Genomic DNA, 17467 nt, shown 5'->3' with positions numbered 1-17467 from the left:
GGTGGACTCCCCACCGGCAGTCATCCAGAGCCGAATGAGGCAAGGAGCCCGCTCACGTGTCCGTCTTCGACAAGATCCTGCGCGCAGGCGAGGGCAAGATCCTCCGCAAGCTGCAGCGGATTGCCGCCCAGGTCAACTCGATCGAAGAGGACTTCGTCAACCTCACCGACGACGAGCTGCGCGCACTGACCGACGAGTACAAGGCCCGGCTCGCCGACGGGGAGAGCTTGGACGACATCCTCCCCGAGGCCTTCGCGACCGTTCGCGAGGCCGCCAAGCGAGTGCTCGGGCAGCGCCACTACGACGTGCAGATCATGGGCGGCGCCGCGCTGCACCACGGTCACGTCGCCGAGATGCGCACCGGCGAGGGCAAGACCCTCGTCGGCACGCTGCCCGCGTACCTGAACGCCCTCACCGGCAAGGGCGTGCACCTGATCACCGTCAACGACTACCTCGCCGAGCGCGACTCGGAGTGGATGGGCCGGGTGCACCGCTTCCTCGGCCTCGAGGTGGGCGTGATCCTGGCGAACATGACGCCGGCCGAGCGCAAGCGCCAGTACGGGATGGACATCACGTACGGCACGAACAACGAGTTCGGCTTCGACTACCTGCGCGACAACATGGCGTGGTCGCAGGACGAACTGGTGCAGCGCGGCCACAACTTCGCGATCGTCGACGAGGTCGACTCGATCCTGATCGACGAGGCCCGTACCCCGCTGATCATCTCCGGTCCGGCGGACCAGGCCACCAAGTGGTACAGCGACTTCGCCAAGCTGGTGCAGCGCCTGAAGATCGAGCGCGACTACGAGGTCGACGAGAAGAAGCGCACCGTCGGCATCCTCGAGGACGGTGTCAGCCGGGTCGAGGACTACCTGGGCATCGACAACCTCTACGAGTCGGTGAACACCCCGCTGGTCGGCTTCCTGAACAACGCCATCAAGGCGAAGGAGCTGTACAAGCGGGACAAGGACTACGTCGTGATCAACGGCGAGGTCATGATCGTCGACGAGCACACCGGCCGCATCCTGGCCGGCCGCCGCTACAACGAGGGCATGCACCAGGCGATCGAGGCCAAGGAAGGCGTCGAGGTCCAGAACGAGAACCAGACGCTGGCCACCATCACCCTGCAGAACTTCTTCCGCCTGTACGACAAGCTGTCCGGCATGACCGGTACCGGCACCACCGAGGCGGCCGAGTTCCACCAGATCTACAAGCTCGGTGTGGTCCCGATCCCGACCAACAAGACCCCGCTGCGGATCGACCAGCCGGATCTGATCTACAAGTCCGAGCCGGCCAAGTTCGCCGCCGTGGTCCAGGACATCGCCGAGCGCCACGAGAAGGGCCAGCCCGTGCTGGTCGGCACCGTGTCGGTGGAGAAGTCCGAGTACCTGTCGCAGGAGCTGCGCAAGCGCGGCATCCCGCACGAGGTGCTGAACGCCAAGCACCACGAGCGCGAGGCGCAGATCGTCGCGCAGGCCGGCCGCAAGGGCGCCGTCACCGTCGCCACCAACATGGCCGGCCGCGGCACCGACATCATGCTCGGCGGCAACCCCGAGCACCTGGCCGCCGCCGAGCTGGCGCAGCGCGGTATCACTCCGGAGGACACCCCGGAGGAGTACGAGGGCGCGATGCCGGCCGCGATGGAGAAGGCCAAGCTCGCGGTCAAGGCGGAGCAGGTGGAGGTGCAGGAGATCGGTGGCCTGTACGTCCTGGGCACCGAGCGCCACGAGTCCCGCCGGATCGACAACCAGCTGCGCGGCCGCTCCGGCCGTCAGGGCGACCCGGGCGAGTCCCGGTTCTACCTGTCGCTGGGCGACGACCTGATGCGCCTGTTCAAGGCCGGCATGGTCGAGCGTGTGCTCTCCATGGCGAACGTCCCCGAGGACGTGCCGATCGAGTCGAAGATGGTCACCCGCGCCATCGCCTCCGCGCAGACCCAGGTCGAGCAGCAGAACTTCGAGATCCGCAAGAACGTCCTCAAGTACGACGAGGTCCTCAACCGCCAGCGCGAGGTCATCTACGGCGAGCGCCGCCGCGTCCTGGAGGGCGAGGACCTGCAGGAGCAGGTCGGCCACTTCATGGACGACACCGTCGCCGCGTACGTCGACGCCGCCACCGGCGAGGGCTTCGAGGACGACTGGGACCTCGACAAGCTGTGGACGGCCCTCAAGCAGCTCTACCCGCTCGAGCTGGACCTCGACGAGCTGGAGGAGGACGCCGCGGAGAACGGCGGCCTCACCCCGGAGTACCTCACCAAGGTCATCCAGGAGGACATCGCCGCCGCCTACGGCAAGCGCGAGGACCAGCTCGGCGACCAGATCATGCGCGAGTTGGAGCGCCGGGTCGTGCTGTCGGTGCTGGACCGCCGCTGGCGCGAGCACCTCTACGAGATGGACTACCTGCAGGAGGGCATCGCGCTGCGCGCCTACGCCCAGCGTGACCCGCTGGTCGAGTACCAGCGCGAGGGCTTCGACCTGTTCTCCGCGATGATGGAGGGCATCAAGGAGGAGTCCGTCGGCTACCTGTTCAACCTGGAGGTCCAGGTCGAGCAGCAGGTCGAGGAGGTGCCGGTGCCGGACGACGAGCAGGTGCTGCTCGAGAAGCTGGAGAAGGACGCCACCGTCCCCGCCGCCCGCCCGGAGATCCGCGCCAAGGGCCTGGAGGCCCCCGAGCGCAAGAAGCTGCACTACACCGCCCCGTCCGACGAGGTCGGCGGCGGCGTGGTCGAGGGCGACTTCGACGAGGACGGCCTGGTGCCCGACGGTGACGGCCTGACCCGGGCCGAGCGCCGCAAGGCGGCCAAGGCCGCGAAGGGCCGGCGTCGCAAGAGCTGACCGGCAGCGCGCGTCCGACGGGGCGTCACCTCCTTTCCGGGGGTGGCGCCCTGCGGCGTTTCCCCGGGTGCTCAGGCGCACTTGGCAGGTGTTCAGCGGGCCTCGACGGCGGTGCACTGCCACTGGCCGGTGCGGGTGTGCAGTTCCAGCCGGAACGCCAGCATGTGGTGCCGGGGTCCGAGTTCGATCCGGACGCAGGCCTCCACCGCGCCCGGCGCGGGCGCCGAGTCGTGCACATGGCCGAGTCGCGGCTGCCAGGACCGCCCGCGCGGGCGGAGCGGGCCGCTGCGGGTGAGTGCCGCGAGCTGGTGGAAGCCCGGCAGCGTGGTGTGCCGCTGCAGCTGGTGCACCGGGCGCACCCCGCACAGCACCTCCACCAGGCGGCGGGCGAAGCGGGCCGCCAGCTCGCTGTGCCCCGTCCGGGTCGGCGCCGGGCTGCGCGGCCGGGCCGGGCGTCCGCCGTCGCAGGCCGCCCGCGGGCTGCGGACGGTCCGGACCGCGTCGCCGGCCGGGTGCGGGTGGCGGACCGGGCGGCGGGCGGAGTGCACCGGGTGGACCAGCGGGCGGATGCGGGGGCCGGGCGTCCGGGTGAGCTGCTCGGTCATCGGGGCCTTCTCGGGCGTCGGGGCGTGGGGGCCGGTGCGTCGGGTGTGCCGGACCTTGTTATCGGGCCCGCAGGGGCAGGCCCAAGGCGGGTCGCGCGCCCGCGAGGCGGCCGGAAACTCCACTCGTGCGGGTGGTGTTCGCGGGGGCGGAAGGGGCCCGGCGGGCCCGGCCGGTCGCGGAGTTGACGCACGGTCGGCGGCCGGGCGGCACCAAGGGGGACACCGCCCGTCCCCTGACCGGCCCAGCGCGGAACCGGCGGCCGCGGGCTGCGTATTCTTGACCCGTCGCACTGTGACCGAGGAAGGTGCCCCCCATGCGCGTGTACGTGCCCACCACGTTGAACGACCTGACGGTGGCGCACCCCGAGGGGGTCCTGGAGCAGAGCGTCGCGTACGCGGTGACTCCGGCGCTTCGCGAGTGGTACGTCAGCGACGACATGGAGGAGCTGGAGTACGCGGCCCTCAACCGGGCGGCGCTGTCCTCGATCCGGCTGCTGGCCGCCGACCCGAAGGCGGTGCGGCGGCGCGTCGTGGTGGCCGTCGAGGTCGCCGACTCCGCGGTGTCGCCGTTCCCGGGCGACGAGTACCAGGACCAGGCCTCGCTGGGCCGGGTGGTGCTGGCCGGCCCGATCCGGCTGGCGAAGGCCGCCTCGGTGCACGCCGACGACGCGGACGCGGACGTGGAGGCCGACGTGGCCGCCGCGGCCGACGCGATCGCCGCCGCCGACCAGGGCGACCAGGACGCGCAGTTCACCGTGGACGGCGCGGAGGACCACGAGCTGCTCTGGTTCGCCACCCAGGAGATCCCCGGTCTGATCGCCTGATCTTTCGCTCCAGGACCCCGTCACGGCCACCCGGCCAGGGCGGGGTCCTCGCGTTTCCGCGCCCACTGCTCCGACCGCCCCGTATGAGGCGTCTGCAATCATTGCGCTTGCAAGAAGATGCGTCTGCAATTATTGTCGGAGCACGTAAGGCGCATCCGCAATCGCATGGAGGTCGGCAGTCATGCCTCTCGCGCTCCTCGCCCTGGCCATCGGGGCGTTCGGCATCGGAACCACCGAGTTCGTGATCATGGGCCTGCTGCCCGAGGTCGCCTCGGACTTCGGGGTGACGATCCCCACCGCCGGCCTGCTGGTCACCGGCTACGCGATCGGCGTGGTCGTCGGCGCACCGCTGATGACCGTGCTCGGCACCCGGATCAGCCGCAAGCGGATGCTGATGCTGCTGATGGTCCTGTTCACCGTCGGGAACCTGTTCTCGGCCCTCGCGCCGAACTTCGGGGCGATGCTGGTCGGGCGGATCGTCGCCTCGCTCGCCCACGGCGCGTTCTTCGGCATCGGGTCGGTGGTCGCCGCCGAGCTCGTCGCGCCGGAGAAGAAGGCCGGGGCGATCGCCACCATGTTCACCGGGCTGACGGTCGCCAACATCGTCGGCGTGCCGCTCGGCACCTTCGTCGGCCAGAGCGTCGGCTGGCGGGCCACCTTCGCGGTCGTCGCCGCGCTCGGCGTGGTCGGACTGCTCGGCATCGCCAAGCTGGTGCCGGACCTGCCCCGGCCCGAGGGCGCGCACCTGCGCCGGGAGCTGGCCGCGTTCCGCAACGTGCAGGTGGTGCTGGCGATGGCGATGACCGTCCTCGGCTTCGGCGGCGTGTTCGCCGCGATCACCTACATCGCGCCGATGATGACCGACGTCGCGGGCTTCTCGGCAGGCGCGGTGCCGTGGCTGCTGGTGCTGCTCGGCGTCGGCATGTTCCTCGGCAACCTGCTGGGCGGCCGGTTCGCCGACCGACGGCTGATGCCGATGCTGTTCACCACCCTCGGCGGCCTGGCCCTCGTCCTCGCCCTGTTCACCGTCACCGCGCACAACGAGATCACCGCCGCGGTCACCCTGCTGGTGATCGGCGCCCTCGGCTTCGCCACCGTGCCGCCGCTCCAGAAGCGGGTCCTCGACCAGGCGCACGGCGCGCCGACGCTGGCCTCGGCCGTCAACATCGGAGCATTCAACCTGGGCAACGCGCTCGCCGCGTGGCTCGGCGGCGCCGTCATCTCGGCCGGATTCGGCGCGACCGCACCCAACTGGGTGGGCGCGGCGCTGGCCGGCTCCGCCCTGCTGCTGGCCTTCGTCTCGGCCGGCCTGGAGCGCCGCGAGGCGGCGACCCCCGCGGCCGTCCCCGCCCCCGCGCTGAACCACTGATCCACCCTCACTCCCCGTACCGGAGAAGCACCATGAGCACCACCCTCACCACCACCCCGCTCACCACCACCGACGCCGAGACCCTGGTCGTCGCCGCCCGCGCCGCCGCCGAGGCGGCCGGGGTCGCGGTCAGCGTCACCGTCCTGGACGCGGGCGGGTACCTGCTGGCGTTCCGCCGCGACGACCGGGCCGTGCTGATCTCCGGCGAGACCAGCACCCGCAAGGCGTACACCGCGCTCCAACTGAACGCGCCGACCGCCGACCTGGTCGACCTGGTCAAGCCGGACGGCCCGTTCCACTCGCTGCCGACCGCGCTGGACCGTCCCCTGCTGTTCATCGCCGGCGGCGTCCCGGTGCACCGCGACGGCCGGCTGATCGGCGCCCTCGGCGTCGGCGGCGGCGCCCCCGAGCAGGACCACGGGTTCGCCACGACCGCGCTGCGGGAGCTCGACCGGTGAGCGCCCGCACCCCGCAGGAGGTGTTCGCCGAGCACGGCCGGCGCCTCGCCACCGGCGACCTCGACCTGATCGCCCAGAGCTACACCGAGGACGCCGTGTTCCTGACGCCCGACGGCGTCCGCACCGGCCGCGGCGGCGTCAAGCAGGTCATCGGCCGGCTGCTCGCCGAACTCCCCGACGCCGAATGGCAGCTCACCCCGCTGTTCGCCGACGACCTGCTGTTCCTCCGCTGGAGCGCCGCCACCGCCACCCGGCAGGTGACCGACGGAGTCGACACCTTCGTCTTCCGGGACGGCCTGATCCGCGCCCAGACCCTGAACTACACCCTCACCGAAAAGGCTTGATCCCCATGACCGTCCCCACCGTCACCCTCGACAACGGCGTCAAGATGCCGCAGCTCGGCTTCGGCGTCTTCCAGGTCCCGGACGAGGAGACCGCCGCCGCCGTCGCCACCGCGCTGGAGGCCGGCTACCGCAGCATCGACACCGCCGCGATCTACGGCAACGAGCGCGGCGTCGGCAAGGCGCTGGCCGCGTCCGGGCTGCCGCGCGAGGAGCTGTTCATCACCACCAAGCTGTGGAACGCCGACCAGGGCTACGACGCGACCCTGCGGGCCTTCGACGCCAGCCTCGACAAGCTCGGGCTGGAGACCGTCGACCTGTACCTGATCCACTGGCCCACCCCCGCCCGGGACCTCTACCTCGACTCCTGGCGGGCGATCGAGCGCCTCGCCGCCGACGGCCGGATCCGCGCCGCGGGCGTCTCCAACTTCCAGCCCGCGCACCTCACCCGGCTGATCGAGAACGGCGGCCTGGTGCCCGCCGTCAACCAGGTCGAACTGCACCCCGGCCTCCAGCAGGCCGAACTGCGGGCCTTCCACGCCGAGCACGGCATCGCCACCGAGGCCTGGAGCCCGCTCGCCCAGGGCGCCGTGCTGGGCGATCCGGCGATCACCGCGATCGCCGAGCGCACCGGCAAGTCCGCCGCCCAGGTGGTGCTGCGCTGGCACCTCCAGCTCGGCAACCTGGTCATCCCGAAGTCCGTCACCCCGGCCCGGATCCGGCAGAACCTCGACGTCTTCGACTTCACCCTGACCGACGAGGAAATGGCCGCGATCGCCGCCACCGACCGCGGCCTGCGCACCGGCCCGAACCCGGACGAGTTCAACGCTGCCTGATCCTGCCCGGCCCGGGCCCGGAATTCCGAACGGGATTCCGGGCCCCGGCCGTACTCTTGGCGGGTGCGTACACACATAGTCTGGGACTGGAACGGCACCCTGCTGTCGGACATGCCGGCGGTGCTGGGGGCCAGCAACGCGGCGCTCTCGCTGGTCGGGATCGCGCCGATGTCGCTGGAGGAGTACCGGGCGCAGTACGAGATCCCGGTCCCGCGGTTCTACCACCGGCTGCTGGGGCGGATGCCGAGCCGGGACGAGTGGCTGGAGCTGGACGACGCGTTCCACGTCAAGTACCTGGAACTGTTCCCGAGCTGCGGGCTGACGCCGGGCGTGGAGGAGCTGCTGACGGGGTGGGCGGCGGGTGGGCGCAGCCAGTCGGTGCTGTCGATGTACGAGCACGAGAAGCTGGTGCCGGCGGTGGACGCGTTCGGCCTGACCAGGCACTTCGTGCGGGTGGACGGGCGGCGTGGGGATTCCGGCGGGCGCAAGGCGGAGGAGCTGGCGGGGCACCTGGCGGCGCTGGGCGGGGAGATCGACCGGCAGCGCACCGTGCTGATCGGGGACGCGGCGGACGACGCGCACGCGGCGCTGTCGCAGGGCATCAAGTCGGTGCTGTGGACGGGCGGCTCGCACACCCGGGAGAAGCTGGTGCACGTCGGTGTGCCGGTGGTGGATTCGCTGGCGGAGGCCGTCGCGGTGGCCGAGGAGCTGTCGCGCTAGGCGTGTCACGGCACGTCAACGCGGGTACGCGCGTTCACCCTGGGAGGGGAACAGCACGCACCACCGTACGGAGCAGTTGAGCAGCATGCCGATCGACGCGGTCACCACCGTCCCCACACCCGTCAACGAGCCGCCGCGGGAGTACGCGCCGGGCAGTCCCGAGCGGGCCCGGCTGCTGCGGGTCGCGGACCTGCTGGCCGGGCAGTACACGACGCTGTCGATGACCGTCGGCGGCCGGCAGCGGATCGGCGGCGGGGAGCGGATCGAGGTGGCGCAGCCGCACCACCACGCGGCGAAGCTCGGCGTGCTGGGCAACGCGACCGCCGCCGACGTGCGGGACGCGGTGGACGCGGCGCTGGCGGCCGCGCCGGAGTGGCGGGGCCTGTCGTTCGACGACCGGGCGGCGGTGTTCCTGCGCGCCGCCGACCTGCTGGCCGGGCCGTGGCGCGAGACGCTGGCCGCCGCCACCGTGCTGGGCCAGTCGAAGTCCGTGCAGCAGGCCGAGCTCGACGTGTGCGAGCTGGTCGACTTCTGGCGGTTCAACGTGCAGTTCGCCCGGCAGATCCTGGCCGAGCAGCCGATCTCCGGCCCCGGGGTGTGGAACCGCGCCGACCACCGCCCGCTGGAGGGCTTCGTCTGCGCGATCACCCCGTTCAACTTCACCGCCGTCGCCGGCAACCTGCCGACCGCGCCCGCCCTGATGGGCAACACGGTGGTGTGGAAGCCCGCGCCGGCGCAGATGCTGGCCGCGCACTTCCTGATGCGGCTGCTGGAGGAGGCCGGCCTGCCGCCCGGCGTGGTCAACCTGGTCACCGGCGACGGGCAGGCGGTGGCCGAGGTGGCGCTGCGGGACCCGGCGCTGGCCGGGCTGCACTTCACCGGCTCCACCGCCACCTTCCAGCACCTGTGGCGGGAGATCGGCCGCAGCATCGGCCACTACCGCAGCTACCCGCGGATCGTCGGCGAGACCGGCGGCAAGGACTTCCTGATCGCCCACCCCTCCGCCGACCCGGCCGTGCTGCGCACCGCGATGCTGCGCGGCGCGTTCGAGTACCAGGGCCAGAAGTGCTCGGCGCTGTCCCGGGCGTACGTGCCGCGCAGCCTGTGGCGGCGGATCAAGGACGACTTCCTCGGCGAGGTGGACGCGCTGACCGTCGGCGACGTCACCGACCTGAGCAACTTCATGGGCGCGCTGATCGACGAACGCGCCTTCGCGCGCAACCGCGAGGCGATCGAGCGCGCCAAGGCCGACCCGCAGGTGGAACTCCTCGCGGGCGGCCAGTACGACGACGCGATCGGGTGGTTCGTCCGGCCGACCGTGCTGCTCGGCGGCGCCCGGCGCGGCGAGATCTTCTCCACCGAGTACTTCGGGCCGATCCTGGCCGTCCAGGTGTACGAGGACACCCGCTGGGAGGAGGCGCTGGACCGGGTCGACGCGGCCGCCCCGTACGGCCTGACCGGCTCGGTGATCGCGCAGGACCGGCGGGCCATCGCGCAGGCCGTGGAGCGGCTGCGGTTCACCGCCGGAAATCTGTACGTCAACGACAAGCCGACCGGAGCGGTGGTCGGACAGCAGCCGTTCGGCGGCGGCCGGGCGTCCGGCACCAACGACAAGGCGGGCGCGGCGCAGAACCTGCTGCGCTGGACGTCCACCAGGTCGATCAAGGAGACGTTCACCCCGCCGACCGACTACGTGCACCCGCACATGGAGTGGTCACCCGAGTGACGTACAGGACGCCCGGACGGCTTTGGACAAGGTGTCCAGGAAGGAACGATCTTCGTCCGGGATTGTGCCTCCATGTCCCCTGACACCCTGGTGCCGCCACGTTAGGCTGGCTGGCGTCGCCGGTTTCGGTCAGGCAGGCCAAACGACTTGTCGTACCCGGGTTGAGCGCGACTCATGCGTGACATGAGCGCTTTTCCACCTGGTGCGCGGGAGGATTTGCCGATGGGGCCCGGCGGTGCACCCACCGTCATCACCGAGTCACGCAACGGCGCGCGACAGGAGCCAAACAGCTATGCAGACCAAGCTGGACGCAGCCAAGGCCGACCTGCTCAAGAAGGCAGCAGCAGCCGCTGAGAACAGCCAGGTGGGGGGAGCGGCGCCCGGCGAAGGGCTGAGCAACGGCGCTCTGGCCGCCTACCTGCACCACTACTACCTCCACACGGCCCCCGAGGACCTGATCAGCCGGGACCCGGTGGACGTCTACGGTGCCGCGGCCTCCCACTACCGGCTGGGCCTCAAGCGCCCGCAGGGCACCGCCGAGGTCCGGGTGTACACCCCGACCGTGGAGGAGAACGGCTGGTCCTGCGGCCACACCGTGGTCGAGGTCGTCACCGACGACATGCCGTTCCTGGTCGACTCGGTCACCAACGAGCTGACCCGCCTGAACCGCGCCATCCACCTGGTCGTGCACCCGCAGCTGGCGGTCCGCCGCGACCTCACCGGCAAGCTGCTGGAGATCCTCGACACCGACGCGTGCAACCGCGCGCAGGCCGCCGGCGCCGAGTGGCCCGCGGACGCCGTGATCGAGTCCTGGATGCACATCGAGATCGACCGCGAGACCGCCCGCGAGGACCTGCGCGAGATCGAGACGGGCCTGCGCCGCGTGCTGGGCGACGTCCGCGAGGTCGTCGAGGACTGGACGAAGATGCGCGACTCCGCGCTCCGTCTGGCCGACGAGCTCGCCGAGCAGCCCCCCGCGCACCTGCCCGAGCAGGAGGTCGGCGAGGCCTGGGAGCTGATGCGCTGGCTGGCCGACGAGCACTTCACCTTCCTCGGCTACCGCGAGTACGACCTGGTCGAGCACAAGGGCGAGGAGGTGCTCAAGGCGGTCGCCGGCACCGGCCTCGGCATCCTGCGCGCCGACCCGCTCAGCCACGACACGGACCACCACCCGGTCTCCGAGGCCTTCGGCCGGCTCTCCGCCCCCGTGCGCGCCAAGGCGCACGAGAAGAAGCTGCTGATCCTCACCAAGGCCAACAGCCGGGCCACCGTGCACCGCCCCGCGTACCTCGACTACGTCGGCGTGAAGAAGTTCAACGCGGCCGGCGAGCCGATCGGCGAGCGCCGCTTCCTCGGCCTGTTCTCCTCCGCCGCCTACACCGAGTCGGTCACCCGGATCCCCGTGGTGCGCCGCAAGGTGCAGGAGGTCATGGACGGCGCCGGCTTCTCCGGCGAAAGCCACGACGGCCGCGACCTGCTCCAGATCATGGAGACCTTCCCGCGCGACGAGATGTTCCAGACCGCCGCCGCCGAGCTGCAGTCCGTCGCCACCAGCGTGCTGTACCTGCAGGAGCGCCGCCGGCTGCGGCTGTTCCTCCGTCAGGACGAGTACGGCCGCTACTTCTCGGCGTACGTCTACCTGCCGCGCGACCGCTACACCACCCGCATCCGGCTCGCCCTGATGAGCATCCTCAAGGAGGAGCTGGACGGCGACACCATCGACTACACGGTGTACGCCACCGAGTCGGTGCTGACCCGCCTGCACTTCGTGGTCCGGGTCGCCCCCGGCAACGAGCTGCCGCAGCTGTCCGACGCCGACATCGAGCGGATCGAGAACCGGCTCGCCGAGGCCGCCCGGTTCTGGATGGACGGCTTCAACGACCAGCTGCAGACCGAGTTCGGCGAGGAGCACGCCGCCGAGCTGGGCCACAAGTACGCCACCGCCTTCCCCGACGGCTACCGCGCCGACTACTCGCCGCGCACCGCCGTCGCCGACCTCAAGCAGATCGAATCGCTCACCGGCGAGGGCGACTTCCGCCTGAACCTGTACCAGCCGGTCGGCGCGGGCGACGACGAGCGCCGCTTCAAGATCTACCGGGTGGGCGGCCCGATCTCGCTCACCGAGGTCCTGCCGGTCCTGCAACGCCTGGGCGTCGAGGTGCTCGACGAGCACCCGTACGCGCTGCGCCGCACCGACGGCACCACCGCGTGGGTGGTCGACTTCGGCCTGCGCCTGCGCGAGGGCACCGACCTCACCGAGGAGGACCGCGAGCGCTTCCAGGACACCTTCGCGGCGACCTGGCGCGGCCAGGCCGAGAACGACCGCTTCAACGAGCTGGTCCTCACCGCCAAGCTGACCTGGCGTCAGGCCGTGGTGCTGCGCGCCTACGCGAAGTACCTGCGGCAGGCGGGCTCCACGTTCTCCCAGGACTACATGGAGGACGCGCTCGGCAACAACACCCACACCACCCGGCTGCTGGTCAACCTGTTCGAGGCCCGGCTCTCGCCGAGCCACCGCTCCGGCGGCGACGAGCTGACCGACGCCATCCTGGAAGAGCTGTCCGGCGCCCTCGACGAGGTCGTGTCGCTGGACGAGGACCGCATCCTGCGCTCCTTCCTGCACCTGATCAAGGCCACCCTGCGGACCAACTTCTTCCAGCACGACGCCGAGGGCAACTGGCACTCGTACGTGTCGATGAAGTTCGACCCCAAGGCCATCCCGGACCTGCCCGCGCCGCGCCCCGCCTTCGAGATCTGGGTGTACTCGCCCCGGGTCGAGGGCGTCCACCTGCGCTTCGGTAAGGTCGCCCGCGGTGGTCTGCGCTGGTCCGACCGGCGTGAGGACTTCCGCACCGAGATCCTCGGCCTGGTCAAGGCCCAGATGGTCAAGAACACCGTCATCGTGCCGGTCGGCGCCAAGGGCGGCTTCGTCGCCAAGCAGCTGCCGGACCCGTCGGTGGACCGCGACGCGTGGCTGGCCGAGGGCATCGCCTCGTACAAGACCTTCATCTCGGCGCTGCTCGACATCACCGACAACCTGGTCGCCGGCGAGGTCGTGAACCCGGTCGACGTGGTCCGCCACGACGAGGACGACACCTACCTGGTGGTCGCCGCCGACAAGGGCACCGCGACGTTCTCCGACATCGCCAACGGTGTCGCCCAGGAGTACGGCTTCTGGCTCGGCGACGCGTTCGCGTCCGGCGGCTCGGCCGGCTACGACCACAAGGGCATGGGCATCACCGCCCGCGGCGCGTGGGAGTCCGTCAAGCGCAACTTCCGCGAGCTCGGCGTCGACACCCAGTCCGAGGACTTCACCGTCATCGGCATCGGTGACATGTCCGGCGACGTGTTCGGCAACGGCATGCTGCTGTCCGAGCACATCCGCCTGGTCGCCGCGTTCGACCACCGGCACATCTTCCTCGACCCGAACCCGGACGCGGCCGTCTCGCACGCCGAGCGCCAGCGCCTGTTCAACCTGCCGCGCAGCTCCTGGGACGACTACGACAAGTCGCTGATCTCGGCCGGCGGCGGCGTGTTCCCGCGCTCCGCCAAGTCGATCCAGCTGTCCGCCCAGGTCCGCGAGGTGCTCGGCATCGAAGCGGCCAAGCTGACCCCCGCCGAGCTGATGAAGGCCATCCTGCAGGCCCCCGTGGACCTGTTCTGGAACGGCGGCATCGGCACCTACGTGAAGGCCTCCACCGAGACCAACGCGGAGGTCGGCGACAAGGCCAACGACCCGATCCGGGTCAACGGCACCGACATCCGCGCCCGCGTCATCGGCGAGGGCGGCAACCTCGGCTGCACCCAGCTCGGCCGGATCGAGTTCGCCTCGCACGGCGGCCCGCAGTCCAGCGGCGGCTGGATCAACACCGACGCCATCGACAACTCGGCCGGCGTGGACACCTCGGACCACGAGGTGAACATCAAGATCCTGCTCAACCAGGTGGTCGCCGACGGCGACATGACGGTCAAGCAGCGCAACACCCTGCTCGCCGAGATGACCGACGAGGTCGGCCGCCTGGTGCTGCGCAACAACTACGCGCAGAACGTGGTGCTGGCCAACGCCGTCGCGCAGGCCGCCAGCATGGTCAACGTGCACGCCCGCATGATCAACCGGCTGGAGTCCAACGGACAGCTCGACCGGGCGCTGGAGTTCCTGCCCACCGAGAAGCAGATCCGTGAGCGCCAGCAGGCCGGCCGCGGCCTGTCCCAGCCCGAGCTGTCGGTGCTGCTGGCCTACACCAAGATCACCCTCGCCGAGGAGCTGCTCGCCACCGACCTGCCCGACGACCCGTACTTCCGGGACGTGCTGCACCAGTACTTCCCGTCCGCGCTGCGGGCCCGGTTCGCCGAGCAGATCGACAACCACCCGCTGCGCCGGGAGATCATCACCACGCTGATCGTCAACGACACGATCAACCGCGGTGGCTGCACCTTCGCGTTCCGCCTCCGCGAGGAGACCGGCGCGACGATGGAGGAGATCGCCCGCACCCACGCCGCCGCCCGCGCGGTGTTCGGCCTGGAGCAGCTCTGGGACCAGGTCGAGGGCCTCGACAACCAGGTCGGCGCCAAGATCCAGACCACCATGCGGCTGCACGCCCGCCGCCTGGTCGAGCGCGCCACCCGCTGGATGCTGGGCAACCGCCGCCAGCCGCTCGACATCGCCGGCACCATCGCGTTCTTCCACGACCGGGTCAACCAGGTCTGGGACTCGCTGCCCAAGCCGCTGCGCGGCGAGGACCTCGCCTGGTACGAGTCGGTGTACCAGAGGCTGTCCTCGGCCGGTGTGCCGGAAGACCTGGCCGGCCGGATGGCCGGACTGTCCTCCGCGTTCCCGACCCTCGACATCGTCGGTGTCGCGGACCGCTCGGACGCGGACGTGATGGAGGTCGCCGAGCTGTACTACGACCTCGGCGACCGCCTGGAGATCAGCCACCTGCTCGACCGGATCATCGAACTGCCGCGCACCGACCGGTGGTCCTCGATGGCCCGCGCCGCGATCCGCGAGGACCTGTTCGCCGCGCACGCCGCCCTCACCTCCGACGTGCTGGCCGCCGGACCGGCCGGATCCAGCCCCGAGGAGCGCTACACCGAGTGGGCCGAGCTCAACGGCAACCTGCTCGGTCGGGCCCGCACCACCCTCGACGACATAAGGGGTTCGGACAACTACGAGCTGTCCAGCCTCTCGGTCGCCATGCGGGTCATCCGCACCCTGCTGCGCGCCGGTCGCTGACCGCACCACCCCGAAGGGGTCCCGGGCAACCCGCCCGGGGCCCCTTCGGGCGTTCCCGGCACAATGACCCGCATGAGCGATTCTGCGTTCGACCGGCTCACGGACCTGCTCGGCGAACCCGACAGGCAAGCGCCGCACGGCAGTTGGGACGCTGCCGAGACCTACCTCGGGGTCCGGTTGCCGAGCGGCTACAAGACTTTCGTGGACCGCTGGGGCCCCGGCACCCTGGACAGCTTCCTCACCGTCCTCGGACCGGTCGACGGCACCGCGGACGAGGCCCGCGGGCTGTGGGGGGCGTGGTACGGCTCGCAGCCCGGCCAGACACGCAACCACGACATCGACCCGTTCCCGTACCACCCCGAGCCCGGCGGGCTGATCGGCTGGGGAGTCGACAAGTACGGCGGCGCCTGGTTCTTCCTCGCCCAGGGCCCCGACCCGGACCGCTGGCCGATCGCCGTGGTCAGCGACACCGGCCAGTGGTACGCCACCCGCGGCACCTTCCCCGAGTTCCTGCTGCGCTGCCTGGAACGCGAGAACTACCCGCTGTTCCTCGACATCACCTGGCCGCGACCGCAGCCCCACTACCTGCCGTACCGGGCAGACTGAGCACCACCGTCAACCCGCCGTCCGGGTTGCCCGCCAGCCGCAACTGTCCGCCGTGCGCCTCGGTGACCGCCGCGACGATCGCCAGCCCCAGGCCGTGCCCGCGCCGCACCGGGCCGCGCTGTGCCGTCCGGCCGCTGCCGCGCAGGAACGGCTCGGTGAGCGTGGCGACCACCGAACTGTCCAGCACCGGGCCGGAGTTGCGCACCGTCAACTGCACCCGGCCCGGATGCTGCCGGTCCGGTCCGGTGGCCAGCTCCACCCGGCCGCCGGACGGCAGGTTGTGCCGGACGGCGTTCTGCAGCAGGTTCACCGCCGCCTGCCGCAGCAGCACCTCGTTGCCGGCGGCCGGGGCCGCGGACAGCTCCGCACTGACGGCCACCCCCAGCTCGGCGGCCTCCGTGGCCACCGCCGCCAACGCCTCGCGGGCCGGCGCGGACAGCTCCACCGGCGCCGACTCCGGGACACGGTGCGGGAGTTCGGCGAGCTGCAGCAGCGCCTCGGTGACCTCGATGCCGCGCCGGTTGGTGTCCAGCAGCCGGTCCACCAGCCGCGGCCAGTCCTGCCCCGCCGGGTCGGCCGCCGCCACCTGCAGCATCGTCCGGTTGATCGCCAGCGGCGTCCGCAGCTCGTGCGAGGCGTTCGCCGCGAAACGCTGCTGCGCGTCGAACGCCCGCTCCAGCCGGGCCAGCATCTCGTCGAACGCGTCCGCGAGCTCGGTGAACTCGTCCCGCGGCCCCGCCAACGCGATCCGGTGCCCCAGGTCCCCGTCCGACGCCCGCCGCGCCGCCGCCGTCACCTCCTGCAACGGCCGCAGCACCCGCCCCGCCACCAGCCAGCCGCCCGCCATCCCCACCACCGTCAGCACCGCCAGCGCGTACGCCTCCGCCGTGAGCAGCGAGCGCAGGATCTCCTGCCGCGACGGGGCGTCCGAGCGGTAGCGCGGATTCGCCGACGTCAACGGGTAGTTGGGGACGTACTTCATGCCGACGTACACCACGCCCAGGCAGAGCGCGCCGGTGGTCACGGTGAACAGCGTGTAGCTCAACGTCAGCCGCAGCCGGGCGGTCAAGCGGCGCGGGCGGCTCACGCCGCGTCCAGACGGTAGCCGACACCCGGCACGGTGTGGATCACCCACGGCTCACCGAGACGCTTGCGCAGACCCGAGATGGTGATCCGCACCGCGTTGGTGAAGGGATCCGCGTGCTCGTCCCAGGCCCGCTCCAACAGATCCTCCGCGCTCACCACCCCGCCCCGCGCCGCCATCAGCACCTCCAGCACCGCGAACTGCTTGCGCGGCAACGCCACATACCGCCCGTCCCGGAACACCTCGCGCCGGAACGGATCCACCCGCAGCCCCGCGAACTCCAGCACCGGCGGCGCGGACTGCTCCGGCCGACGGGCCAACGACCGCAGCCGCACCACCAGCTCGGCCAGGTCGAACGGCTTGGTCAGATAGTCGTCCGCGCCCAGCTCGAACCCCGCCACCTTCTGATCCAGCCGCGACGCCGCCGTCAGCATCAGCACCCGGCAGCCCAGCCCCGCCGCGACGATCCGCCGGCACACCTCGTCACCCGACACCCCCGGCAGGTCCCGGTCCAGCACCACCACGTCGTACCGGTGCACCCCCAACCGCTCCCACGCCGCCTCGCCGTCCCCCGCCACGTCGCACGCGATCGCCGCCAACCGCAACCCCGCCTGCACCGCCTCGGCGAGGTACACCTCGTCCTCCACCACCAGCACCCGCACGCACAGCTCCGCTCCTCGACGATTCGGACATCCATTGAACCCGACACCGCATGTCGAAAACGTATGCCCGCCACCCGCCACCCGCTGCGCGGGGCCGGCGCGGGAACCGGGGGCGGGCCGGGGTGGCCGGTCGGGCGGTACCCGCTGCGCGGGGTGGCCGGGGGGGTGT

The 17467-nt window shown here is 71.4% G+C and carries 13 protein-coding genes; 10 read left to right on the top strand and 3 right to left on the bottom strand.

The genetic code is table 11. From position 1 onward, the window contains the following. Positions 1–56: 56 nt before the first annotated feature. Positions 57–2834: a preprotein translocase subunit SecA gene (gene secA, locus ACIHEI_RS22725; protein ID WP_392947189.1), complete on the top strand. Its 2778-nt coding sequence runs from the start codon at positions 57–59 to the stop codon at positions 2832–2834. A 92-nt stretch (positions 2835–2926) separates the two neighbouring features. On the opposite strand, the gene ACIHEI_RS22720 is transcribed toward secA, so the two are convergent. Continuing rightward, positions 2927–3439: an Rv3235 family protein gene (locus tag ACIHEI_RS22720; RefSeq protein ID WP_387647614.1), complete on the bottom strand. Its 513-nt coding sequence runs from the start codon at positions 3437–3439 to the stop codon at positions 2927–2929. 314 nt (positions 3440–3753) lie between these two features. Here ACIHEI_RS22720 and ACIHEI_RS22715 point away from each other — a divergent pair, with 314 nt between their 5' ends. The 9 genes from ACIHEI_RS22715 to ACIHEI_RS22675 all read left to right on the top strand — a co-directional run bounded on the left by ACIHEI_RS22715 (position 3754) and on the right by ACIHEI_RS22675 (position 15552). Further along, positions 3754–4263, top strand: coding sequence for a DUF6912 family protein (locus ACIHEI_RS22715; protein WP_396607851.1), 510 nt, complete (start codon positions 3754–3756; stop codon positions 4261–4263). Positions 4264–4444: 181 nt separating this feature from the next. Beyond that, on the top strand, positions 4445–5632 hold the full coding sequence (locus ACIHEI_RS22710) for an MFS transporter (RefSeq protein ID WP_396607850.1): 1188 nt from the start codon (positions 4445–4447) through the stop codon (positions 5630–5632). Positions 5633–5664: 32 nt separating this feature from the next. Continuing rightward, positions 5665–6090, top strand: a complete 426-nt coding sequence (locus tag ACIHEI_RS22705) for a heme-binding protein (RefSeq protein ID WP_396607849.1) — start codon at positions 5665–5667, stop codon at positions 6088–6090. After that, a complete protein-coding gene (locus tag ACIHEI_RS22700; RefSeq protein WP_387647603.1) occupies positions 6087–6434 on the top strand; it encodes a nuclear transport factor 2 family protein in 348 nt (115 codons plus the stop codon). Before ACIHEI_RS22705 ends, ACIHEI_RS22700 begins: the two co-directional genes overlap by 4 nt. Before the next feature lie 5 nt (positions 6435–6439). Then, positions 6440–7267 (top strand): aldo/keto reductase, encoded by an 828-nt coding sequence (locus ACIHEI_RS22695; RefSeq protein WP_396607848.1) that lies wholly within the window; start codon positions 6440–6442, stop codon positions 7265–7267. Between the two features lie 63 nt (positions 7268–7330). After that, positions 7331–7987, top strand: a complete 657-nt coding sequence (locus tag ACIHEI_RS22690) for an HAD family hydrolase (protein WP_387866755.1) — start codon at positions 7331–7333, stop codon at positions 7985–7987. Positions 7988–8078: 91 nt separating this feature from the next. Continuing rightward, complete coding sequence (gene pruA, locus ACIHEI_RS22685) at positions 8079–9713, top strand: L-glutamate gamma-semialdehyde dehydrogenase (RefSeq protein WP_396607863.1); 1635 nt, start codon at positions 8079–8081, stop codon at positions 9711–9713. A gap of 292 nt (positions 9714–10005) precedes the next feature. Continuing rightward, positions 10006–14946 (top strand): NAD-glutamate dehydrogenase, encoded by a 4941-nt coding sequence (locus tag ACIHEI_RS22680; RefSeq protein ID WP_396607847.1) that lies wholly within the window; start codon positions 10006–10008, stop codon positions 14944–14946. 72 nt (positions 14947–15018) lie between these two features. Further along, complete coding sequence (locus ACIHEI_RS22675) at positions 15019–15552, top strand: hypothetical protein (RefSeq protein ID WP_396607846.1); 534 nt, start codon at positions 15019–15021, stop codon at positions 15550–15552. Here the strand turns inward: ACIHEI_RS22675 and ACIHEI_RS22670 are convergent. Both ACIHEI_RS22670 and ACIHEI_RS22665 read right to left on the bottom strand, forming a co-directional pair. Then, on the bottom strand, positions 15503–16639 hold the full coding sequence (locus ACIHEI_RS22670) for a sensor histidine kinase (protein ID WP_396607845.1): 1137 nt from the start codon (positions 16637–16639) through the stop codon (positions 15503–15505). The two genes, ACIHEI_RS22675 and ACIHEI_RS22670, sit on opposite strands and share 50 nt — an antisense overlap. After that, on the bottom strand, positions 16636–17298 hold the full coding sequence (locus ACIHEI_RS22665) for a response regulator transcription factor (RefSeq protein ID WP_387647661.1): 663 nt from the start codon (positions 17296–17298) through the stop codon (positions 16636–16638). Before ACIHEI_RS22665 ends, ACIHEI_RS22670 begins: the two co-directional genes overlap by 4 nt. Positions 17299–17467 lie beyond the last annotated feature (169 nt).

The organism is Kitasatospora sp. NPDC051984, assembly GCF_044593455.1.
Taxonomy (GTDB): domain Bacteria; phylum Actinomycetota; class Actinomycetes; order Streptomycetales; family Streptomycetaceae; genus Kitasatospora.
The sequence above is the reverse complement of the archived record's forward strand: the minus strand, read 5'-3'. Positions and strand labels throughout refer to the sequence as shown.

What these genes read in the sequence shown, in the direction of transcription:
- ACIHEI_RS22705 (WP_396607849.1), top strand. Translation starts at nt 5,665, where the DNA reads ATGAGCACCACCCTCACCACCACCCCGCTCACCACCACCGACGCCGAG.
- ACIHEI_RS22720 (WP_387647614.1), bottom strand. Translation starts at nt 3,439, where the DNA reads ATGACCGAGCAGCTCACCCGGACGCCCGGCCCCCGCATCCGCCCGCTG.
- ACIHEI_RS22680 (WP_396607847.1), top strand. Translation starts at nt 10,006, where the DNA reads ATGCAGACCAAGCTGGACGCAGCCAAGGCCGACCTGCTCAAGAAGGCA.
- ACIHEI_RS22695 (WP_396607848.1), top strand. Translation starts at nt 6,440, where the DNA reads ATGACCGTCCCCACCGTCACCCTCGACAACGGCGTCAAGATGCCGCAG.
- ACIHEI_RS22710 (WP_396607850.1), top strand. Translation starts at nt 4,445, where the DNA reads ATGCCTCTCGCGCTCCTCGCCCTGGCCATCGGGGCGTTCGGCATCGGA.
- ACIHEI_RS22715 (WP_396607851.1), top strand. Translation starts at nt 3,754, where the DNA reads ATGCGCGTGTACGTGCCCACCACGTTGAACGACCTGACGGTGGCGCAC.
- ACIHEI_RS22675 (WP_396607846.1), top strand. Translation starts at nt 15,019, where the DNA reads ATGAGCGATTCTGCGTTCGACCGGCTCACGGACCTGCTCGGCGAACCC.